At 40.2% G+C, this 23,659-nt stretch carries 14 protein-coding genes; 11 read left to right on the plus strand and 3 right to left on the minus strand.

Going from position 1 to position 23,659, the window contains the following annotated elements; genetic code table 11:
- Positions 1-28 precede the first annotated feature (28 nt).
- The gene (gene rtcA / locus EO95_RS07070; protein ID WP_048133517.1) at positions 29-1,096 is read left to right on the plus strand and encodes an RNA 3'-terminal phosphate cyclase; all 1,068 of its coding nucleotides are present in this window, start codon (positions 29-31) and stop codon (positions 1,094-1,096) included.
- 130 nt (positions 1,097-1,226) lie between these two features.
- On the opposite strand, the gene EO95_RS07075 is transcribed toward rtcA, so the two are convergent.
- Positions 1,227-1,850, minus strand: coding sequence for an RNA 2'-phosphotransferase (locus tag EO95_RS07075; RefSeq protein WP_048133518.1), 624 nt, complete (start codon positions 1,848-1,850; stop codon positions 1,227-1,229).
- Positions 1,851-1,993: 143 nt separating this feature from the next.
- A complete protein-coding gene (locus tag EO95_RS07080; protein WP_048133519.1) occupies positions 1,994-3,088 on the minus strand; it encodes an MFS transporter in 1,095 nt (364 codons plus the stop codon).
- A 543-nt stretch (positions 3,089-3,631) separates the two neighbouring features.
- On the opposite strand from EO95_RS07080, the gene EO95_RS07085 reads away from it, so the two are divergent.
- From EO95_RS07085 to EO95_RS07110, 6 genes are all read left to right on the plus strand, one after another.
- Positions 3,632-5,086, plus strand: a complete 1,455-nt coding sequence (locus EO95_RS07085) for an OB-fold nucleic acid binding domain-containing protein (RefSeq protein ID WP_048133520.1) — start codon at positions 3,632-3,634, stop codon at positions 5,084-5,086.
- A gap of 888 nt (positions 5,087-5,974) precedes the next feature.
- Positions 5,975-6,604 (plus strand): cyclic nucleotide-binding/CBS domain-containing protein, encoded by a 630-nt coding sequence (locus EO95_RS07090; protein ID WP_048133521.1) that lies wholly within the window; start codon positions 5,975-5,977, stop codon positions 6,602-6,604.
- Between the two features lie 64 nt (positions 6,605-6,668).
- Positions 6,669-7,463 carry an HPP family protein gene (locus EO95_RS07095; RefSeq protein WP_048133522.1) on the plus strand — a complete coding sequence of 265 codons (795 nt, stop codon included), beginning with the start codon at positions 6,669-6,671 and terminating at the stop codon, positions 7,461-7,463.
- A gap of 384 nt (positions 7,464-7,847) precedes the next feature.
- The gene (locus EO95_RS07100; protein WP_048133523.1) at positions 7,848-8,849 is read left to right on the plus strand and encodes a CBS domain-containing protein; all 1,002 of its coding nucleotides are present in this window, start codon (positions 7,848-7,850) and stop codon (positions 8,847-8,849) included.
- A 390-nt stretch (positions 8,850-9,239) separates the two neighbouring features.
- Entirely contained in the window at positions 9,240-10,085 is an 846-nt protein-coding gene (locus tag EO95_RS07105) for a CBS domain-containing protein (protein WP_048133524.1), read from the plus strand.
- Positions 10,086-10,437: 352 nt separating this feature from the next.
- Positions 10,438-11,214 (plus strand): CBS domain-containing protein, encoded by a 777-nt coding sequence (locus EO95_RS07110; RefSeq protein WP_200895015.1) that lies wholly within the window; start codon positions 10,438-10,440, stop codon positions 11,212-11,214.
- Positions 11,215-11,472: 258 nt separating this feature from the next.
- Here the strand turns inward: EO95_RS07110 and EO95_RS07115 are convergent, their stop codons facing one another.
- Positions 11,473-12,264, minus strand: a complete 792-nt coding sequence (locus EO95_RS07115) for a TIGR00266 family protein (protein WP_082105962.1) — start codon at positions 12,262-12,264, stop codon at positions 11,473-11,475.
- 184 nt (positions 12,265-12,448) lie between these two features.
- Between EO95_RS07115 and EO95_RS07120 the strand changes: the two genes are divergently transcribed.
- From EO95_RS07120 to EO95_RS07135, 4 genes are all read left to right on the plus strand, one after another.
- Positions 12,449-13,621, plus strand: a complete 1,173-nt coding sequence (locus tag EO95_RS07120) for an RNA ligase (protein ID WP_048133525.1) — start codon at positions 12,449-12,451, stop codon at positions 13,619-13,621.
- Between the two features lie 1,052 nt (positions 13,622-14,673).
- A complete protein-coding gene (locus EO95_RS07125) occupies positions 14,674-18,558 on the plus strand; it encodes a CHAT domain-containing protein (RefSeq protein ID WP_048133526.1) in 3,885 nt (1,294 codons plus the stop codon).
- A 36-nt stretch (positions 18,559-18,594) separates the two neighbouring features.
- Positions 18,595-22,386: a CHAT domain-containing protein gene (locus EO95_RS07130; RefSeq protein ID WP_048133527.1), complete on the plus strand. Its 3,792-nt coding sequence runs from the start codon at positions 18,595-18,597 to the stop codon at positions 22,384-22,386.
- A gap of 192 nt (positions 22,387-22,578) precedes the next feature.
- Positions 22,579-23,659, plus strand: a 1,081-nt coding sequence (locus EO95_RS07135) for a tetratricopeptide repeat protein (protein ID WP_048133528.1), incomplete at its 3' end; no start/stop codon positions are given.

Genomic DNA, 23,659 nt, shown 5'->3' on the forward strand with positions numbered 1-23,659 from the left:
AAACGGAATGAAATAAGGAGAGAGGGAAATGATAGAAATTGACGGTTCATATGGGGAAGGAGGAGGACAGGTGGTCAGGACAGCTGTTGCCCTTTCTGCAGTTACTGGAAAAGAAGTAAAGGTTACGAACATAAGGAAAAACAGACCTAATCCCGGCCTGAAACAACAGCACCTGAAAGCTTTGGAAACTGCAGCCAGGATCTGCGAAGCACGGGTTTCAGGGCTTTTTCCGGGTTCTTCAGAGTTATTTTTTGCTCCAGTGGAAATAAAGGGGGGGAAATATGAGATTGATATCGGGACCGCAGGAAGCATAACCCTGTTTCTGCAAAGCCTTATGCCAGCCCTGCCTTTTGCAAAAGAAAAAATCGAAATAACGATACGTGGAGGAACTGACGTTGCTTGGTCACCGACAATTGACTACCTTCAGCATGTAACCTTCAGGGCACTTGAACAACTTGGATATGCAGGCAGCGTGACCCTGAAAAATCGCGGTTACTATCCCAGGGGAGGAGGAGAGGTCTCAGCTATTTTTGAACCCTGTAAGCTTCGTGGTTTTCATTTCCGAAAGGAAGGAGAAAACAAAAGAGCCGGAAAAAACCGAATAGAAGAGGAAAACCAAAAAAGAGGGGAGAACCAAAACCAGAGGAAAGAAGTCATGGGAATTTCACATGCATCGAATCTTCCGGCACATGTGCCAGCCCGCCAGGCTGAAGCTGCCGAATCCATGCTTCTTGAAGCCGGATACGGTTCAAGGATCAAGGTCCGGTCCTGCGAATTACTTTCCACAGGAAGCGGGATAACCCTCTGGTCCGGTTATTGCGGAGGAAGTGCCCTTGGAGAAAGGGGACTGCCTGCTGAAAAGGTTGGCAGGCGCGCTGCAGAAGAGATCATCTCGGAACTCAGAACAGAAGCCTCTGTAGATGTACATCTGGCAGATCAGCTGATCCCGTATATGGCACTTGCAGGAAACAGTTCTTACACGGTCCGTGAGCTGACTTTGCATGCGGCAACAAACATCTGGGTCACAGAACAGTTTCTTGATGTGAAATTCAGGATAGAGGAAAAAGAGGGACTTTTTGAAGTATCAGTAGACTGATTAAAGGAAAAAAGGAGAAAAAGGAAAAAAAATAGAAAATGACACGAAAAACCAACAGATGAAAATAAGTAAAAAATGAGTACGGAAAAAGACAGTGAGAAAAAAAGTAAGAAAAACCATTAAGGGGAAATTAGTCCTCGAGTACAAACAGGTACTCAGGTGGTATCTTTTCCGCGAGTACGATGTAATCCGTTGCAAGCTTTAGAGAAATTCCGTCATCCTGAGCTCTAAAGGCGTCAACCTGCAGGATCACAGGACTTTCAGTGTGAATCAGGGCAACTTCAGTTGCCTTTTCATATGAAGTGCTGAGATGAACATAGCGCTGTTTGATAGGGAAAATTCCGTTCTCGAGCAGTACATCAACTTCCTCCGGGCTTGCCCCGTAGTACACGTATGGAGTATCGCTTTCCTCGTAGTCAAGATCAATGTTAACAGAATGTCCGTAACGTGCCCTTATCATAGACCCGCTGATCTGATATCTTCCTTTTTCATCGGACTCCACAAGGGCATAAAGGTACTCTTTCCTCATCCAGTTATAACGTTTATTCATAACGTCACAGAAGGTGTTAAGGTCCACCCAACCGTATTTGTCCATTTTAACTCCTGCAGATGCCGGGAAATGCCGGAGAGTACCTGATACAAACCTGCCGAGCTTTTCTTCCCTGCCGTCGTCCAGCACGTATCTACCAGGGCATTTACACTGCTGACAGCTGCCTCCTCTAAAATAGCCGTGATCAGTGCATTTTCGAATCATAGTATCACGTACATAATGAAACTTTACCATAAATAAGGTTTTGTTTTAATTTGCTTTATTTCTTAAAATTAGTTTTTGATAAGAGAATTTTAAGCCTTTACCTTCAAAATTCTGATTTCTCTACCTCTCAGTTATTCTCTCAGTTATCCCTCATCTTCTGTTATCCCCGTGCCTGCGGTCCTTCCAAGGGTTTTGTAGAGCAGGAAGCCTGAAATGGAGAAAATGGCAGCTCCAAGCATTGTCGCCCTAAAGCCGAAAAGCTGGGATAGGCCTCCTCCGAGAATGGCTCCCACAACCCCTGCAGCCCCGATCATTGAGTTGATCAGACCTGCTGCTGTAGCTTTATCCGGATTCAGTTCCACAACCCTGCGGGTTGAACCCACATAGAGAAAAGACCAGGAGCAGGCAACGACGAACATCCCGGGGATGACGTAAAGATAGGAGGAGGCAAAGGCATAACTGATAAAACCGACCACTGAGAGCAGGTAGCCCGCACGGATCAACTTTTCGTTTTCAAACGGGTCAAGCCTGCGCATTATCAGAAACTGGACTGCAGGATTTATAGCATAAATAACTCCGATCCAGAAGGCGCCTGCTCCGAGCTCCCGGAGATAGAGGGGAAAAATAGTCCAGACCCCGACGGCTCCGGTATGCCGCAGGAAGAGAGAGAAATAGGTCCCTGAATTCTTCAGCAGTGTGTTAAGGGAAAAGTAAGAAATATTCAGCTGCGGTTTTTCAATGTCTTTTAACCTGAAAGCCTGCAGGAAACATAAGGCATAAAAGAGAGATGAAAGTCCAAAAAGCAGATCCATTCTTACCCCTATCACCCCTGCCAGAAGAAAACCCGCCATCCAGCCGAGAGAACCCAGAGAAATAAACCTTCCGAGGCTCTGCTTCTGATAATGGGCGTAGGCTATCAGGGCCCCTGGATGAATCCCAACACTGAAACCGGCTAGAGCCCTTGCAAGCATGAGGGCAGAAGGATCGGTAGCAAAGACCTGAAGAAAAAAGGCGGCTACAGCAAACCCAAAACTTCCCTGAAGCACTGTACGCAGATGGTGAAGGTCGGCAAGCCTTCCGAAAATAAAGGAAGAAAGAAGGGTTGTGACAGAATAGATCCCCACTATAACCCCGATCTCGATATAAGAGGCACCGAGTGATGCGGCAAAAACGGGAATAAAAAGCAGCGAGAGAACATTAGCCATGTTTGAAAGGAACTGGACGTTATTTATTCTCATCAAGCAGATTCACACGATAAAAAGCACCGGCATAACTTATTATGTTTTCCAAAATGTGAGTTAAAATAAAAGCCACTCACTCAAAAGAATCACTCTCAAGATACTCGCCCAGCACACAAGATAATCTCATCCCGAATATTGAATACTTTCACCCTGCATACAGTAGCCTTTAGTAAGACACTTTACATACCGTATCAAGAGCTCTTTAAAAAGATAACCAAAAAAGGAAAAAGACTTACCAAATAATATTTAATTTTTAGGGATATTCTTATTATGCATTAATGAAAGGACGTATAGAACCTGGTGATTTCTCATATGAAATTGGAAGATATTTTATCTTAAGTTTGAAAATATTTGTTCTGAATTTTCACCTCAAGCTTTCACCTGAAATATATCAGATTTCCAAAAAGTTTCACATCTCAAAATAACACTAATAAGAACTGTCTTTCAGGGACAAACACCTGATATTTAAGGCAAGAATACATATCGAAGAAAAGAACCACCAAACACTGAAGGTAAGTATTAAACATTCAAGGGAGTACCATGACCGATATTGATACTATTTATAAGAAGCTCAGCCATGTCATCAGTAGAGAGGATTTCCTGCAGCGCACACAGGAAAAGGTCGAGAATATGGGAGGGCTTTGTGATGAGGCGATGGCTGCCATGCTGGTTGCCAATGAACTGGGATTCTCGGATGCAGGCATGGACAGCGTGAAAATAGAAAATATTACACCCGAGAGCGGACCTGTTAATTTTATTGCAAGAATTGTTTCGGTTTTTGATATCAAGGAATTTACCCGGAACGACGGTACTATAGGTAGAGTTGGAAATCTGATCGTCGGAGACGAAACCGGAAAAGTAAAGTTAACCCTGTGGGACAATATGGCAGACCTGATTAAAAACGGAAAAATAACGGTAGGGCAAACCGTTCAGGTCAGTGGCTATGCAAAGCAGGGCTATTCCGGAGTGGAAGTTAACATAGGCAATAATGGAGTCCTGACCGAAAGTGAAGAGGAAGTTGATGTTGCTTCGAGCAACCAGAATATAAAGGACATAAAAGACGGAATGGGAGACCTAAACCTTACTGGAAAGGTGCTGGAGGTTTCCGAAGTCAAGACTTTCCAGCGCAAAGACGGCAGCAGCGGGAGAGTTGGAAACCTGATGATTGGGGATTCCACAGGCACACTCAGAGTAACTCTCTGGGACGAAAAAACCGATTTTTTGAACCAGATTGAGTACGGGGACACTGTTGAACTGATCAATGCTTACGCCCGTGAAAATGCCTTTACGCAGAAAGTGGAGCTGCAAATAGGAAACAGGAGCATAATCAGAAAAAGCGAAAAGGAAATCGAATATAAAGAAGAGTTTACCCCTGTTGAAGATATAAAAGCTGACATGAATAATATCAATATTTCAGGAAGGATACTTGATATCTCAGAAGTCCGAACCTTTGAGAAAAAAGACGGCTCCGCCGGCAGGGTTGGAAACATCCTTCTGGGCGATTCCACAGGCAAAATCAGGCTCACACTCTGGGACGAAAAAACCGATTTTCTTGACGAGATTGAATTCGATGAAACCGTAGAGGTTCTCAATGCTTATTCCCGGGAAAACACATTCAGCCAGCAGGTGGAACTCAGCCTGGGAGCCAGAGGGATAATTCAGAGAAGTGAAAAAAAGGTTGAGTACAGGGAGAAATTTACTGACATCACCAACATTATCCCGGGAGAAAGTTATTCTGTCCAGGGAAAAGTTTCCGAAATCGGAGAACTAAGAGAATTTGAGAAGGAAGACGGAACCGAAAGTGTGGTCGCAAACCTGCAGCTTAAGGACGAAACAGGCAGTATCCGGCTAACTCTCTGGGGAGAACAGGCCTATGTGATAGAGGACCTGGATATCGACTCCGAGATCCAGATCATTGACGCTTATGCCAAGTATGGGTTGAACGAAGAAATGGAACTTAGCGTTGGGAACAGGAGTAGAGTGATTATTCTCTGATCACTCCCTATTTTTAACTGTTTTTAACTGTTTTTAACTGTTTTTAACTATTTATTTATGCATATATGTTCTTTGTTGAATAATTATCGGCTTCGATTTGGTTTTATTCATTTCAGTTTTTGTCTGGATTTTACTAAATTTTGTCTGAATTTTTATTTTACCTTTTTATCCAGTTTTTGCATTTTTACTTGCGATCTAATTTCTATTTTCTCTGTTTTACTCTTTACACAAACTATTAGCAATTTTAAATCCGGAAATTTGCGGATAAAAAGTGAGAAAATAGGTTCCAGTGGAAATATAGGGGTCTGAAAAATTTCCTGTGAAAAAAATCAATAGCATTATAAATATAATTCAGAATAATTTATTCTGTATAAAGCTTTTTTCTAAGATAGATTTCTCTTCTGCTGCTTCTCCCTGATGTTTTTTCAAGAAACTGCGATATTTATAATTCTAAGCAAAAATTTCCAGTGGAAATGAGGGGGTTATAAAAAAATTCCTGCCGGACTTTCATAAACCTTTCGTGAAGAAATCGACGGCTTAGGCCTCAAAAACGGTTTCTGCACCCACTTTATGTAAATTCTAGTATTTACAAAAAAAAAGAAATGCCGTTATCATTATGTACTATTGACTCGTATATAATGAGTGTTATAAAAAGGTCTTAGAAGTGCGGGAAAGACCTTTAAAGGGAAACGCGCCTGAAGAAATATTTGAACGGAAAGCTTACCGGAACACCGGCTTTTCAGGATTTCACTCCAGATCGGTATAAAAAGGGGAAGTTTAAAGGGATCTGGAATATTTTTCCATGGGAAATTGAAAACCTGAAGAGATTTTAATAGTAAGTTTGCCGGGGTTTGGGATGCTGAAAGAATAAAGGGGGATCGGCAGTTAATGGTTGATGAACCTGAAGGGGAACCAGGTACTGATATTCACAACAGAGAAATTGAGAGGGAGGTCTCGGTTGCTGAAGTGATGAATAAAACAGTCATCACAATGGACATTAACACAGATATTCCTGCCATTGCAAGGGAAATGGTCAAACACGATGTCGGAAGCGTAATTATTACAGAAAACGAAAAGGCCATGGGGATCATAACTGAAAGGGACCTTGTGAAGGGTATCGTTACAGAGGACAGAAAACCAGGTGAAGTAAATGCAAGCAAAATCCTCTCCACCCCGCTGTTAACCGTGGGACCTGAGACAAGTGTCGTAAAAGCTTCCGAAATTATGTTGAAAGCCAATATTAAAAGGCTACCAGTCCTGGAAAACGGTACAATAATAGGAGTGATTTCAAATACCGATATTCTGATGGTAACACCCGGACTCAGTACCATACTCAAGGATCTTATTGATATGAACCGGGAAGCTCTCCTCTCCGTTCCTTCAATGGGGGAGATTGAAGAAGACTTCAGTACAGGAATATGTGAATCATGTTCTTATAATTCAGTAGACCTGAAATTAGTGGACGGCAGATACTTATGCGAAAACTGTCGGCAAGCAGAAGGGGAGAGTTACGAATGAATCACGAGCTTGAAATCTCGACTTTCAAATTATCTGTCTTAACGAAAGCGCAGGGAGGTAAACTATGAACGTCAGCGAGATTATGACAGTGGGGGCTGTAAGTGTCAAAGAAGGGGATTTCATAACTCATGCCCGTCAAATGATGCGTGATTACTTACTTCGAGGTCTTGTTGTTATTGATGAGGGAAACAGGCTTGTGGGAATGCTCAATGACCAGGATATCATGAGGATTACGTCCACGCGCTCGGATGTCACGGTGGGTGGATATGCAAGGCAATCCCCGACAGTCACTCCGGATATGGATGTTGTGAAAGCTGCAAAATTGATGGTGCAATCGAAACAGAACAGGGTTCCGGTTGTTAAATCAACAACAGACCATACGGTTGTAGGTGTCCTGAGTGACGTTGATATTCTCAAAAAAGTGGAACTTCCCAAAAGTGTTTCGAAGACCATAGAAACGGTTATGACAAAAAAAGTCGAAACCTGTTTGCCGGATGAAAGGGTCTCCAAGATTTGGAATTATATGATAGAGACGGATTATACCGGTATTCCAGTAGTTTCAAAGAAAGGCGATCCCATCGGGATGATAACAAGAAGGGATATAATTAAATCAGGCATTTTGAGAAGGTCCGTAGAAGACGAACGGGCAACAAGGCCAAACGAAAGTCCTAAAGTTGAAAAGATTATGTCAACTCCTGCATATACTCTTTCAGAGAACGATTCCGTAAAGAGTGCGATTGAAATGATTATTCGGCATGATATCGGAAGAGTTACTGTAGTAAATGAACAGGGTAAAATATCCGGAATCGTTGACAGGCAGGACCTTCTGGGATCCATCGCCAACGTGTGGTCTGAGTAATCCTTAGGCAGAGAGCCAATTATCTAAATGTCTTTAATGACATTTTAACCCTTTTAAGAAAGAACTTTCCAGTGGAATAGTGAAACCGGTCACATAACTGATCACAAATTGCATGAAAGGTAATAGACAGGTTCTCGCGCAAAAGGATTATAATGATTAAAGATTATAATTAATGAAGATTACAATTAATAGAGAGTACAGATTGACAAACAAAAGTAAGTGTTCAGAAAGATTCGAGAGAAGATTGCTTTAAGGTTTGTTTGTTTCCAACAGTTAACCATGAGTCTGCTAAAATATGAATTGGGCTCAAGGGATAAATTCCTGCAAAATGCGGGTAGAGGAAAAACGGAAGATGAAAAAAGCAATTAACTGCAACTCGATTCGGTGATCCTATTGAACAAAAATAAGACATTTGTACCAGTCGAAAAAATGAATGTTCAGCCAAACCTGAACAAGTCAGGCAAAAAAGCGCAACAGAAAGACCCGCACATGGTCAGCAGCATGGGCACAATGAGAATAGGCCCAAGTTTCAAGTCCCGCATTGCGGAACATGAAGGAAGAATTCTTGCCCTGGCAACAAGGGATGTAGTAACCCTCCCTCCCACTGCAACCATCATGGACGCAGTTAGGATTATGACTGAAAGAAGATTCAGGCGTATTCCGATCACAGACGCGGGAACAGGAAGGCTGGAAGGAGTCGTTACTTCTGTTGATATCATCGATTTCCTGGGAGGCGGCAGTAGGAACCTTCTTGTCGAAAACCGTTTCAAAGGCAACCTTTTGGCTGCAATAAACGAAGAAGTACGACAGATTATGGAAACTGATGTTGCGTACATCGATGACCAGGCAGATTTTAAAGAGGCCATTACAACAATGCTTGAAAGGAGGACCGGAGGCCTGCCAATAGTAAATGATGAAATGCAGGTCATCGCCATCTTTACCGAAAGAAATGCCGTGGAACTGATGGGGGGGATTGTGACAAACAAAACTGTTGATGAATATATGACCAAAAATGTCACAATGGTAACAACAGATACGTCCATCGGACATGCAGCAAAAGTAATGGTACAGAACAGATTCCGAAGACTTCCTGTAGTAAAGGACGGAATCTTTGCGGGAATAGTCACTGCCTCCGATATTGTCCATTTCCTTGGAAGAGGGGATGCATTCAGCAAATTGACAACAGGAAATATTCATGAGGCTCTGGACCAGCCTGTAGGCTCTATTGTTTCAAAAGAACTGATCTGGACCAGCCCTGGCACAGATATGGGAAAAGCCATGGAAATCATGCTCGAGAAAAAGATAGGCTCACTTCCGATTCTGGAAGATGGAATGCTGCGCGGTATTATTACAGAGAGCGATTTCCTGAGAGGGTTTGAATTTTAAACAGGAGTTTTGGAGTAAAACTTCTGCTAAACCGAAACAGAGCTAAATAAGCCAGACTAAAGCCCGGAAAAGCTATGGAAAATATCCGGGCACGCTTTAAAGAGTTTGGGAAAGGAGGCAAACTTCTTGGCTGGACAGACCAGAATAAACTCTGTATTCTAGATTTCTCTGGTATCTCGGAGCGCAGCTGGTCTTAAAACAGAGATTCGGAAGATGTCTTCTAACTGCCCGATACTTCCCAATTAATCTGTACTTCTACAAGACTTACAGGAAATAGACAGAAGTTATGTAAAATATCGAGATTTACAGCTGAAAATTGTAAAGTTTACGTTTAATTCAAAAACTATAATTGTTAATACTTATATATTGTAAAAATGAAGGAGGTATTTCATGAATGTGGCGGACATCATGAGTTCACCTGTGTACATTGTAAATGTAGATGAACCCGTGTCATATGCAAGAAATCTGATGTTAAGGCACAAAATCAGTACGTTGCTTGTCCTGAACGAGGGCAAGATGGTGGGAATTGTCACGAAATCAGATATAGGAAACCGCCTGGCTCAAGCCGAACCTCTCTGGAGGAGAAGGCCGATAGACCAGATCCCTATAAAGCTGCTGATGACAGAATCCGTAATCACCATCTATCCCGAAGCCTCCATTTCCCAAGCAGCCGCCTTAATGCTTGAGAACGGAGTGCATGACATTCCGGTGGTAAAAAACAATATCGTAGGTATTGTCACCAGGACAGATATCGTGCGCTATGTTGCTGAACATTCGGAAGAAATAGATACAAGGATCCCAAAACTGATGACGGAAGATGTCGTTTCTGTTCACAGGCACCACACAATCAACCATGTGATAGACGAAATGAACAAAAACGAGATCGAAAGAGTGATCGTTAAAGACGATGCAGGAAAACCTGTGGGAATAATCTCAAAAAGAAGCCTTGCCTTAAACCTCTTAACTGATAACGAAGGCAAACTTTCAACAAAAAGCATCAAGCTGGCCCGGAAGTCTTCACCTGGAGGTCAGAAAACTTACAGATATGTAAAAGAAGTGCCTTTAACAGCGGAAGACATCATGGTTTCTCCAATAATATCCATTGATGTAAACGAGAAAATTAGCGCTGCTGCAAAACAATTGATTGAAGAAGAGGTAACGGCCCTGCCTGTCAGCGATGGTGAAGAAATAGTAGGAATAATTAGCAGGACCGACATTATGAAATCCGTGCTCTAAAAAGTGGATTAAGAAATAGAATCCAGTAAAAATTGAACATAAAAGAGAGCAAAGTACCTTTAAAAAGGTAAGAAGTAATAAACTATAGTAACTAACTATAGTAACTAACTATAGTAACTAACTATAGTAACTAACTATAGTAACTAACTATAGCAACTAACTATAACAGTAAATTCACGAAAGCACATATGGTACGGAGGTATGTACGGCAAAAAAGGAACAGAAAAGGATGGCTGAAAGCAAAAGAAGGATGCGAAACAGAAATTTGGAAAAACAGATGCATTAAGGTCTGTAAAAACGAAAGTTGCGAAAAATTGAAACTAAAACTCTGGATACGCATGAGGTGAAATGCATGCAAGTTAAAGACATAATGGTACAACCACACAAGATTGATAAGTCAGACACCATATCTCACGCCCTTGATCTCATGGAAAAAAAGGATACAAAGCGCCTGCTGGTAGTGCATGACAACCAGGTGCTCGGTGTACTAACCATGAGAAGTCTGACAGAGCAACTCGGAACTCGCAAGAAACAGAGCAAACCTGCATCCTCTTTGCATGTTGCAACAGCCGTATCCGACAACTTTGTAAGGGTTTTGCCAGATACCGATGTTAAAGATGCCCTCACCCTGATTAAAAAGAACGGAGGCGTTATCATTGTCACTGATAATGGAAACGCAATGGGCTGGGTGACCCCACAGGAATTTATGAAAGCAAACCGTTTCACGGGCTTCGCCGGGGAAGTTATGGAAAAAAACCCGATCACTGTCAGCCCCTCAGACCGTGTAAGCCACGCCAGACACCTTATCCTTGATGAGGATGTGGGAAGACTGCCGGTAATCGAAAATGGAAAGCTTGTAGGAATTGTTGCAGAAGACGACATCGCTTTTGCGATGCGCTCTTTCAGGGACCTGGTAGCTGACAACCAGCAGGACTCCAGAATCAAAAATCTGCTTGTTGGAGACATTATGACCCGCAGTGTAGTCAGTGTGTACACCAACACCCCCCTTTCAGATGCAGTTAATACCATGTTGGAACACAATGTCGGAGGTGTCCCTGTCCTTAATCTGGAAGAAGAACTGGTTGGTTTCCTCGCACGCAGGAATGTAGTAAACACAATCCAGGAATAAAATCTTAGATAGAAAAAAGAGAGGGAAAGAAAAAGGTCTGCCCCTTGAGGGACAGGCCTTCCTGATCTTTTAATATTTTCTGTTTTATCTGAGATCAGTTTTGATTAACTTTAATATTTCCTGTTTTATCCGAGATCAGTTTTTTTACTTTAATATTTCCTGTATTATCCGTGATCAGTTTTTATTAACTTTAATATTTCCTGTTTTACCCGGGATCAGTTTTCGCTTACCTGCGGCTACTTAGCATTTATTTCTGTTTTAGAATGACCTGTCTCCTCCAAGAAGACCGCCGAGGATGTCACTTCCACCAATACCGGTCTGTTCTCCCCTATGCTGATTGGAAGCTGAAGCTGCATAGATTCTGTCAGCAAGGCGCGAGAAGGGCAGGCTCTGCATGTACACCGTGCCGGGACCTGTCAGGGTAGCAAGGACAACTCCTTCCCCGCCAAATAGGGCATTTTTAAAGTCCTTTGACCAGGTTATATCGTAATTCACAGTTTCAGTAAAAGCTGCCACACAGCCCGTGTCAACGTGATAAGTCTCGCCTGCAGCCAGATCTTTTTTAATCACTGTGCCTCCGATATGGACAAAGGCAAGGCCGTTACCCCGCAGCCTCTGAAGAATGAAACCCTCGCCACCGAAAAGCCCTGCTCCGAGCTTGCGGGTGAAAGCTACTTCCACTTCTATTCCACGAGCAGCACAGAGAAAAGCATCCTTCTGGCAGAGAATGCTGCCTCCAAACTTGCCAAGGTCAAGGGGGAGAATCTTGCCCGGATACGGAGCCGCAAAGGCCACATGCCCTTTTCCGGAGCCTTTGTGTGTAAAGCTTGTAATAAAGAAACTCTCCCCTGTCAGGGCTCTTTTCAGTCCCTTCTTCAAGCCTCCCAGGAGCCCGCCGCCTTCATTACCCATACTTGTCTGCATCTGGATTCCGGGCCCCATATACGCCATAGCCCCAGCCTCTGCCTGAACAGCCTCGCCTGGGTCAAGCTCAATTTCAACGATCTGCATGTCGTTGCCAATAATCTCGTAGTCGATATCGTCAGCCATTTTGTAGTCTCCTGGCTTACATTAAAATTTAAGTACGGAAGAGATAAGAAGCTGTATACTTAAAAAGATTTTTGAGAGATTGGCTTATTCTTTACAAACCAGCTGATTTCTTATAACCTGACCTGTCCTGAAACTCACTCTGGGAATGATAACTTATTTCATGCCTGAACACAGATAAACAAATATGAATAAAGGGGAAAATGGGGAAATTGATCCTGACTTTGTTGCGCGACTGGTTGACTACCTGGAGTTTGACGAAGGGAGAGTTCAACACCTTTTTGAAAAAAATTATCTTGCCAGGAATTGGGGAAAGCATGACTACCTTTTCCGCTTCGACAAAGAGATTTCACGTATAGAAAGGGGAACAGTGCTTTACGAAAAAGATGATTCGTTTGAAGTAATTATGGGTTTTCCTAAGATCCGGAGAGCCATGGTACTGGACCCCACGCTTAAAAAACATTTCAGCGGGCTTGAAAAGGTAACTGTTGAAGAAAAAATGAATGGGTATAATGTCAGGGTAGCAAACGTAAAAGGCGAGATCCTGGCAATCACCCGGAGCGGCTATGTCTGCCCTTACACGACTGAAAGGGCAAAAGAGAAACTTGACCTGAGATTTTTTGACGACTTTCCTGAGCTTGTACTTTATGGAGAAATGCTGGGTCCTGACAATCCTTATGTTCCAAAAGAAATCTATGGTATCGAATCCGTGGAGTTCTACATCTTCGATATCCGAGAGAAGAATAGCGGCAACCCTCTTTCCATAGCAAGAAAACATGAAATTCTGGAAAAATACGACTTTCTGCAAGTTCGATACTTCGGAGAAATTCCCCTGCAGACAGCCGCAGAAGAAATTGCTAAAATCATCCGGGCACTTGGGGAAAAAGAGCACGAAGGTGTGGTGATAAAGGACCCTGAAATGGTTCTTGCCCCCCTGAAATATACTTCATCCCAGAGTAACTGCTCTGATCTCAGGCATGCCTTCAAGTTCTACAATGAAACGGGCAGGGACTATATGCTCTCCAGAATTGTTAGAGAAGGTTTCCAGACGGTAGAATGGGATGAAAATGAAGCCGATTTCAAAAAGCGCTTTATGCAGCTTGGGGAAAGCATCCTTAACCCCCTAAGAGAGTCAATCCGGAGTGTAAAGAATGGTCAGAGGCTCTATGAGGAAGCCAGAATCAGGGTAAAGGACCTTAAAACCGCCGCAGAATTTGAAAATTATCTGAAAAGGCTTGGAATTGATGCAATTTTTGAAGAACCGCAACCGATAGGAAACGAGTATCTGATAATTATTAAAAAAATAAATAAGAGCACCAATGATAAAACTCAGGCGATCTGGGAAGGAGAGGTCTGGTGACAGTGTTCACCTGTCCATAAAACCTATTTTTGGCTTTCTTGATTGATTTTTTCTTTTTTCTGCTTGTTTTTCTTTGTTAATCACTTTTCTTTTTCTTGATTGATTTTCTTGGGAACAGTGCGAAAAGAAATATATTACAGTATATTTTATGTCAAAAGATAATATATACCTATGGATACTGCAGAATGACAACAGTACATTAAAAGATAGATTAAGATATTAAATTAAAGTATATGACTAAATAGCTGATAGAAAAACAGCATGGAACCCTTAAAGAGCGACTTTGCAATAGGAATAAAAAATGAAATATTATACATTCTCTTGGATCTTTTTTCTAATGATACTCCATTAATTTTGAGTCACGGCAAGGAGGCAGGTTAAAGGCAGTAGGTTGAGAGCATTATTCAGAAGGTTGCGTCTTATTTCCAGGATGTCTGCAAACATTTAATCAGCATTGTGCGAAGGTTATCCAGCCAGCCCAAAGGCGCCAGACTTAAGATCCGTTTTCGAAGGAATTCGTGGGTTCGAATCCCACCCACTACACCTGTTTTTAAAAGCTTTGTTTCTCTATAGATAACATCAAGTCAATGTTCTTTAGTGAAAATTCCAAAACCAAATTTTTTAACTAGTCGTTTTGTAAACTGCAGTGCATTAGATCACGTTTATTAGCTATGAACGGAAAAATATGACAATACTTTTAACCAAATTCTTTTAGTATGTAATATAAAAAATTTTAGTATTATGTTATTTACTCAGAACTGGACTGAATATAGGCAACCTGAAGAAAATCACAGAATCGTCTTCTTTATGATTATGGGATATTCCATCTTATCTGCTACTCTTGTGGGGGACTGGAGATGAAAGTTTATGTCAGTATCAATTAAAATTCAAAATTCGAAGTTGAATCTTTAAATCCGTTTTCCTCAAACAATTTCTTAAAAGTTTTATTTGATTAACACAAATACTGCTTGAGTTTTTTATTGAATTTATATTTTTTGTGAGTTTCTGCGAGGCATAAATCGCTAATTATTTCCAAAGGGGTTGGCACGGATTTGGAAGAAACAAAAGATAATTCTGGGAATGAACAATTACTAAGCGTTCTTCAAGAACTGCTTTCTGTGAAAAATCAGGAAGTTTACCACAAAATCATAAGAAAGCATCCTGAACTGCTCAGTGAAGAAGCTGATAGACTGCTTCTGGATCTTATAGAACATCAGGAAAATGATAGTTATCGCAGTGATCTTGAAAAAAAACGTGCTCTTCTTCAAAAATACCGTGAATATGGTATTGAAAGCGCACTTACTGAAAACTCTCCCCCTCAAGAGCAGGATTCTATATCTCAAATTAATCTGCAACTTACTCCACAAATTTGGAGCTTTTTTGATAAAGCCATGGATGCAACAGAGCTTTTTAATAGTGGTCAAAGCTTTGATGCTCTCAACAAGGCTATTGAGAAGTGGGAAAGAATAATATCAAATTCAAAAGCTAAAAAAAATCCTCTATTTTATTCACTCGTGTTAGCTCAAAATGCAGATTTAGTTTTAACTCGTTATCAGGTTTTTAGGGATAAGTCAGATATTGATTATGCAGTCGCGCTTCTGCAGCAATCAATTAATTTCGCACCATCTGGATCTTCATTTATGTCAGGTGTAATAAATAAATTAGGTACCTGTCTAAGAGATCTTTATTCTTATACAAATGAACTGAACCATCTCGAAGAAGCTATAGTTAACTATAGAAAAGCTGTTTTCCTTACGGATCCAAACTCATCTAGTTTGCCAAGTTATATTTACAATCTCGGCAACGGTTTATTAGATAGGCATATCCATACAGGTGACCCGAAAGACCTCGAAGAAGCGATCAATAGCTACAAAAAGGCTATTTTCCTTACGAATCCTGATTCCCCAGAGTTGCCAGATATATTTAATAACCTCGGCACTAGTCTACGTTATCTTTATTCGTGTAAGGGCAATTTAAAAGATCTCGAGGAAGCTATAGACAACTATAGAAAAGCTGTTTCCCTTAAGGATCCAAACTCTCCTAGTTTGCCAATTAGCCTTTATAATCTAGGTACTAGTCTACGTTATCTTTATTCATGTAAGGGCGACGTCAAAGATCTCGAGGAAGCTATAGACAACTATAGAAAAGCTGTTTCCCTTACGGATCCAAGCTCATCTAATTTACCAAATTATCTTTACAATCTTGGTATGTGCTTAATATATATATATGCCCATACAGGTGATCTAAAAGACCTTAAAGACTCCATAGATAACTGTAGAAAGGCTATTTTCCTTACGAATTCCAAATTCCCAGTGTTTCCGAGTATGTTATATAATCTGGGTACTAGTATGCAAACTCTTTATTCCCATACTGGTGACGTAAAAGATCTTGAGGAAGCTATAGTTAACTGTAGAAAAGCTGTTTCCCTTGCAGATCCAAATTCATCTTACTTAGTGGTTTTTTTAAATAACCTCAGTGCTGGTCTACAAACTCTTTATTCCCATACTGGTGAAGTAAAAAATCTTGAGGAAGCTATAGTTAACTGTAGAAAAGCTGTTTCCCTTACAGATCCAAACTCATCTGACTTAGTGGTTTTTTTAAATAACCTCAGCGCCGGTCTACAAACTCTTTATTCCCATACAGGTGATCTGAGATATCTAGAAGAAGCCATAGATGGTTATAAGAAAATCCTCTCCATCAGTCCCCCTAATTCATCTAAGTTGCAAGATATATTAAGTAACTTTGGTAACTGTTTATTTAGAAGGTATTTTCTTACAGGTGACTCTACTGACCTTGAAGAAGCCATAGCTAAATACAAAATGTCCGTTTCTCTCATGGATCCAAACTCACCTAAATTGCCAAAACTTCTTAATAATCTTAGTATCGGATTAAAAAACCGATATCTTCAAACAGGTGATCTTCAGGATCTTGAGAAAGCTATAGATAACTGTAAGAGAGCAGTATTCCTTATTCCTTTCAACTCGCCTGAGTTGCCAGATATATTACATAATCTCAGTAGTGGCCTAAGAAATAGGTATTCTCACACAGGCGACTCGAAAGATCTCGATGAAGCCATTAGTAACTGTAGAGTCGCCATCAATCTCATCGATCCCAATTCACCTAACCTGCCACTATATTTTAATAATCTTGGCATCAGTCTAAAATACCAATTTTCGCATACCTTTGACCTAAAATATCTTGAAGAAGCTATAGATTGTTATAAAAAGTCTATTTCCATTACAAATCCTAAATCACCTTCTTATTCAAACTATCTTAATAACATTGGAATCGATCTACTTGATCTATATTCTCATACTGGGAACATAGAATACCTCAAAGATGCAATAAACAACTATAGAAAGTCTGTTTCCAATACTGCCTCAAACTCACCTCATTTGCCAAGTAGGCTAAACAACCTTGGCGCTTGCCTATCTGAGCTTTATTCCCTTACGGCTAACTTAGAATACCTAAAAGAAATGTTCGAAATTTACAAAAAAGCAAGAAATTGTATGGATCATTTATTTTCAAAAGGTATAATCGCTTATAAACTTGAGCACAGGAAATCTTTATGGATAATTGATAAACATCTTATAGAAACAGCACTTAAGTTGAAAGATTTGTCCCCATTGAGCGAGAGATCTCAATTAGTAGTGGAAGCAATGGTTTCAGCTGAAGGTGCTAAATCCAGGCTTCTCAATGAATTTATTGCAAGGGGTGATATTCCTGCTCCTTCTTCAATCCCTCCGGCTCTGGCTGAAGAAGAAGCTCAAATCGTAAAAACGCTTGTTGATATAGACAATATGGAATTGTCAAGTAGAGGACTATTGGGAGCTTCTGAAGAAGAAACCTCTTCCAGAATGTTTAGAATTAGGGAAAGAGATAAACTTATACAGAAATTAAATGACCTCTGGAGTCAGATGGAGACATTTGATGAAGAAGCTGCTAATTTTGTAAATCTTCGAAGAGGAACGAGACCTTCTTGGAAAGGTCTCAGGGCCCTTGCGAAAGAAGCAGGAAACGATTCTGCTATTCTCTCATTTTTTACTTTAGGTGATCGATTGGTGCTTTTTGTGCTAAAAGAAGAATGGGAATGTCCAGAGATAATTGAACTTTCACTTGCTGATGAAATTCTACAGAAAAAAGAAAGTAAATCGTTTAATGAATTCATTGAGAAACTGAAACTAATAGTATGTCCTCTACTTGAATCAGTCCTACCCTATTTGAATGGAGTCAAGCGTGTAATTATTTCTCCCTACGGCTTCGGGCATTTTATCCCATGGGCTGCTCTGGCAAAAGAAGCAAATTTGGAAATTTCCTGGGTTGTTGTGCCTGCATTGGGCAGCTTATCAGGCATTTTAAAGCGTTCCACTAAACGTGTAGATCGTTCTCTCGTAATCGGGAACCCGATTGAAGACCTGAGTTATTCTGAAGAAGAAGCAAAGGTTATTGCAGATCTTCTGAATTCAAAGCCAATACTCAGGAAACGTGCAACGAAAGAAATAGCTATGGACCTCCTTCCGGAAGTAAGGATAGCTCATTTCTCAACCCATGGATACTTTGCTCCTTCTGATCCTCTGGACTCCGGTATTGTACTTGCTAATGGTGTTTTTACGGTAAGAGAGGTCATGGGGCTTGGTGCACATCCTGAACTTCTTGTTCTTTCAGCCTGCGAAACGGGAATAACAGGGAATATGGGAGGAAATGAAATGATGGGGCTTTCACAGGCATTTCTACAGGCTGGGGCAAAAAGCCTTCTGGTCAGTCTATGGAAGGTAGAAGATGAGTCTACGGCATTTTTGATGAAGAGCTTTTACGATTTCTGGCTGAAAGGGTGTAATAAGGCAGAAGCGTTGAGCAAAGCTATGGATGAAACGCGGAAAGAATGGCCTGATATCTATTATTGGGGTGCTTTCAATCTTGTGGGGGATTGGAGATGATTTTCAGTTGTAGGAGAGGTAGGGGATATTGATTCTATGGAAAAAGCAATATTTACAATTCAGAATTATAGATTCGAGGTTCCCAATGAAATAAGCTCTGATTTGATACACGCATTGACTATCACGGAAAACAGAAAAAAAGATAGAAGTGTTCAGGCGCTCAATTCATCTTTAGAAGCATGGGAAAAAATTTCGTCCAAACTAAATATAAATAAATATACTGATTTTTATTCATATGTTACAGGGAAAATAGCTGAATTACTTTTACACCATTATCAAATTTTTGGCGATAAAAAGGATAACAATCGCGCCATTAAGCTTCTAAAAAAATCAATTAAGCTTGCAAGTTCAACTTCTCCCTTCATTGCCGGTTACTGGAACAATCTCGGTATAGGTTTAAGAAATAGATATTACCATACAGGAAATTTTAGTGATCTTAAAGTTGCAATCAGAACGCACAAAAAAGCAGTTGACCTTACTGACCCAGAGTCTCCATGTATTCTAAGTAGGTTAAATAATCTCGGTATAAGTCTAAGGGATAGATTTTCACATAGTGGAGATCTACATGATCTTGAAGAGGCTATTGAAGTTCATAACAAAGTTGTTAATCTTATCGATAAGAGTTCCTCAAAGATGCCAGCTTATTTGAACAATCTCGGACTTGCTCTAAATGAGTTTTATTTGCGTACCGGGGATTTTAAAAAGCTTGAAAAGGCTGTTGAGTCGTATAATAGAGCACTTCTCTTATCAGATCCTGACTCCTCATATCTGCCAATATCTCTAAACAATCTTGGTATTAGTCTTCTAAATAGGTACTTGCTCACTGGAAATAAGAATGACCTTGAAGGGGCTATTAATACACACAAGAAAGCCGTAGACCTTACAGACATTAAGTCTCCAGAGAGACCAAGTAGATTAATCAACCTTGGAAATTGTTTAAGGAATAAATATCATCTTACAGGTAATCTACACGATCTTGAAAATGCTATTGATGCATATGAAAAAGCAGTCCGCCTTACAGATAAAAAATCTCCATCAAATTCTACTTATTTTAATAATCTCGGTAGTGGATTTAACGATCTTTATTTTTACACAGGTAATTCGAGTGATCTTGAAAAAGCTATTGAGGCATACAAAAAGGCTGTAGAACTTACATCCCTGGGATCTCCTTCAATGCCCTCGTATCTCAACAATCTTGGCGCAGGTCTAAATTTTCTGTACTCATTAACTGGAAACTTAAGTTATCTTGAAGAGTCTATTGAAGCATTAAAAAAAACCGTTGACTTGACTGATATGGACTCTCCATCTATGCCTGATTATTTAAGCAACCTTGGCACGGGTTTAAGAGTAAGGTATAAAGTTACTGGGGATCTGAAAGATCTTGAGTCATCTATTGAATACCAAAAAAAAGTGATTGATCTTACAGAGCCTGAATCATCGAATATGCCCCTTTATCTAAACAATCTTGGCTCAGGATTAATCTACTGTTATGACCTTAAAGGAAATTTAGATGCCCTTAAAAAGGCTGCTGAAGCCTTTAAAAAAGCAGTTCATCTTACGAGTGAAGAATCACCAGACTTGCCACATAGGTTAAGTAACCTCGGCATTTGTTTAATTGACTTATACTCCAATACCGGGAGTTTAGATTATCTTGAAGCTTCGATAGAGGTTATTAGAAAAGCAGTTGACCTTACACCCTTTACATCTCCATTTTTACCCGGTTACTTTGGCAATCTTGGAAACTGCTTAAAAAATAGGTATTCATTAACTGAAGACTTACACGACCTCGAAGTTGCCATACAGATGTACAGGAAAGCAATAGATCTTACCAATGAAAAATCACCAGAATTAGCAAACTACCTAAACAATCTTGGAAGTGGACTAAGAAATAAATACTCTCAAACTGGAGACATACATGATCTAGAAGAAGCTCTCGTGGCACATAATAAATCAATCGAACTTACAACTTCGGGATCTCCAGAGATGCCAAGTAGATTTAATAATCTTGGTACAGCGCTAAAAGACAGATATGCCTACACAAGAGAGCCTAATGATCTTAAAGAAGCTATTGAAAAACACAAAATGGCAGTTGAACTAACAGATACCGAATCTCCCAATATGCCAATATATCTGAATAACCTTGGTAGTGGGTTGAATAGTCTTTATTTCTCTACGGGAGACGTAGCTTCCCTTGAAGATTCTATTGAATCTTTTAAAAAAGCGATCGATCTTACTACGCCAGAATCTTCAAATATTGCTCTTTATCTCGATAACTTGGGAAATTCTCTTATTCATAAATATTCCCATACATCAAATTCGCATGACCTTGAAGAAGCATTTGAGACTTATGATAGGGCTCGATGTTGTTTGGATCTTTTGTTTTCCAGTGCATTGGTTTCTTATAAGCTTGGCTTTAGGAAAACATCTGGAAGAATTGAAGAAAATCTTGTAAAAACTGTAATACAATTAGGTTATGTCTGTCCCAAAAATCAAAGGTCTCAGTGGATAATAGAGGCAATGGTTTCAGCAGAGGGATCTAAATCTCGTATCCTTACCGATCAAGTTTCAAGGGGTGATATGCCCTCACCATCATCTATTCCTTTAAATATCTGCGAAGAGGAGACTCAACTCGTAAGGGAACTTGTTCTTCTGGATACTATAGAACTTTCAGGTCAGGGTATTGTCAGTCCAGCTGAAGAAAATCCTACAGTTAGAGTAAGTAGAATGTCCCGAAGAAAAGAACTACATCAGAAATTAAATTCTCTATGGTGTGAAATGGAGAGATTTGGTGATGATGCATCTGATTTTGTCGCTCTCCGAAGAGGTAAAAGGCTTTCTTGGGAAAACATTCATAGTATTGCAAAGGAAGCTGGAAACGATTCTGCAGTTCTCTCTCTTTTTAATCTTGATGATAGAATCGTACTTTTTGTTCTAAGGTATGAAAAGGATAGTCCTATCGCTGTAGAAATGACTCTTGACAATGAAAATAAGGAAAAGTTATTGAAACAATATTTCCAGGAAATTCACAATGGAACCGGCCAGCAAGAAATGGAATCATGGAATAGTCTCCTTGCGAAAATCTTCAAATTTATTTCTCCTTATTTGGATGGAGTTCACCACATTATTTTTTCTCCTCATAACTTTGGACACTTATTACCCTGGCCTGTAATTGCGAAATGCGCCGGTTTAAATCTATCATGGGTTACCATTCCTTCTCTTGGAAGTTTACCAGCTATCCTAAAACGTTCTTATAATAATTCAAATCATGTAATTATTGTGGGAAATCCAGTTAGAGATCTTGACCATTCTGAAGAAGAAGCTAAGAGAGTAGCAAGTAAACTGGGTACGCAATCTATCATTGGCACAAGGGCTACAAAAGAAATAGTAAAGGAACTTCTCCCAGAAGTCCGAATAGCTCATTTTGCTACACATGCTTATTTCAATCGATATGATCCACTTGACTCTGGTATTGTGCTGGCAAATAATGCAATGCTTACGGCAAGGGAAGTAATGGAACTTGGTGCACGTCCTGAACTGGTCGTCCTTTCAGCCTGCGAAACGGGGATGTCAACTTCGATGGGTGGTGATGAGATGATGGGTTTATCTCAGGCTTTCTTGCAGGCTGGTGCAAGGAGTCTTCTGGTCAGTCTCTGGAAAGTAGACGACGAATCAACGGCATTTCTGATGGAGAATTTTTATGATTTCTGGCTGAAAGGTGATAACAAGGCAGAAGCACTCAGAAAGGCAATGGATAAAACACGTGAGATTGAGAAGTGGAAAGATATCTACTATTGGGGAGCCTTTAATCTTGTGGGAGACTGGAGATGAAAGTTTATGTCAGTATCAATTAAAATTCAAAATTCGAAGTTGAATCTTTAAATCCGTTTTCCTCAAACAATTTCTTAAAAGTTTTATTTGATTAACACAAATACTGCTTGAGTTTTTTTATTGAATTCATATTTTTTGTGAGTTTCTGCGAGGCAAAAATCGCTAATTATTTCCAAAGGGGTTGGCACGGATTTGGAAGGAATAAAAGATAATTCTGGGAATGAACAATTGCTAAGCACTATTCAAGAACTTCTTTCTGTGAAAAATCAGGAAACTCACTTAAACTTCATAAGGGAGCATCCTGAACTCCTAAGTAAAGAAGCTGACAGATTGCTTCTGGAACTTATAGAATCTCAGGAAAATGAAGATTCTCGCAGATATTTTGAAAAACAACGTGATCTTCTTCAAAAATTTCGTGAATTAGGTGTAGATAGCGTATTTCCTAAAAATCCCACCCCTCAAGAGCAAAATGGCAGACCTCCAGCGAATCTTGAACTAAGAAACGATTTACAGCAAGCTTTGCATGCAACAAAACAACTTAAAAATGACCGAAGTCTTGATGCTTTCAATAAAGCTATTCAAGCATGGGAAAAAGTAATCTCAAATCCAGAAGCTAAAAACAATTTCGAATTATATGGAGCAGCTTCAGCCCAAACCGCAAGTTTACTTATGACACGTTATAAGATTATTAGAAATAAAAAAGATATCGATTATGCAATCACTCTTCTGAAACAATCAATAAATATTGTATCCCCCAATTCTCAATTAAAACCAAGAATATTTAACACCCTCGGCAACGGTCTAAGAGATAGATATTTCCGTACAGGTGACATCAAAGACTTCGAAGAAGCCATAGAGAATTTTAAAAAAGCAGTTTCACTAACGCCTCAAGAATCACCTGAATTACCAGGTTATCTTAACAACCTCGGCAACGGTCTAAGAGATAGATATTTCCGTACAAGGGAACTGAAAGAACTCGAAGAGGCCATAGAGAAATATAATCAGGCGGTTTCACTAACTCCTCCCGAAGCACCTTCCTTACCAGGTCATCTTACCAATCTCGGCACCGGTCTAAGAGATAGATATTCACGTACAGGGGACCTAAAAGACCTCGAAGAGGCCATAGAGAAATATAAACAGGCGGTTTCACTAACTCCCCCCGAATCACCTGAAATGCCAATATATCTAAACAACCTCGGCAATGGTCTAAGTGATCTTTATTCCCGTTCAGGTGATCTCAAAGAACTCGAAGAAGCCATTGAGAAATATAAAC

The organism is Methanosarcina sp. 1.H.T.1A.1, from assembly GCF_000979295.1.
GTDB lineage: Archaea > Halobacteriota > Methanosarcinia > Methanosarcinales > Methanosarcinaceae > Methanosarcina.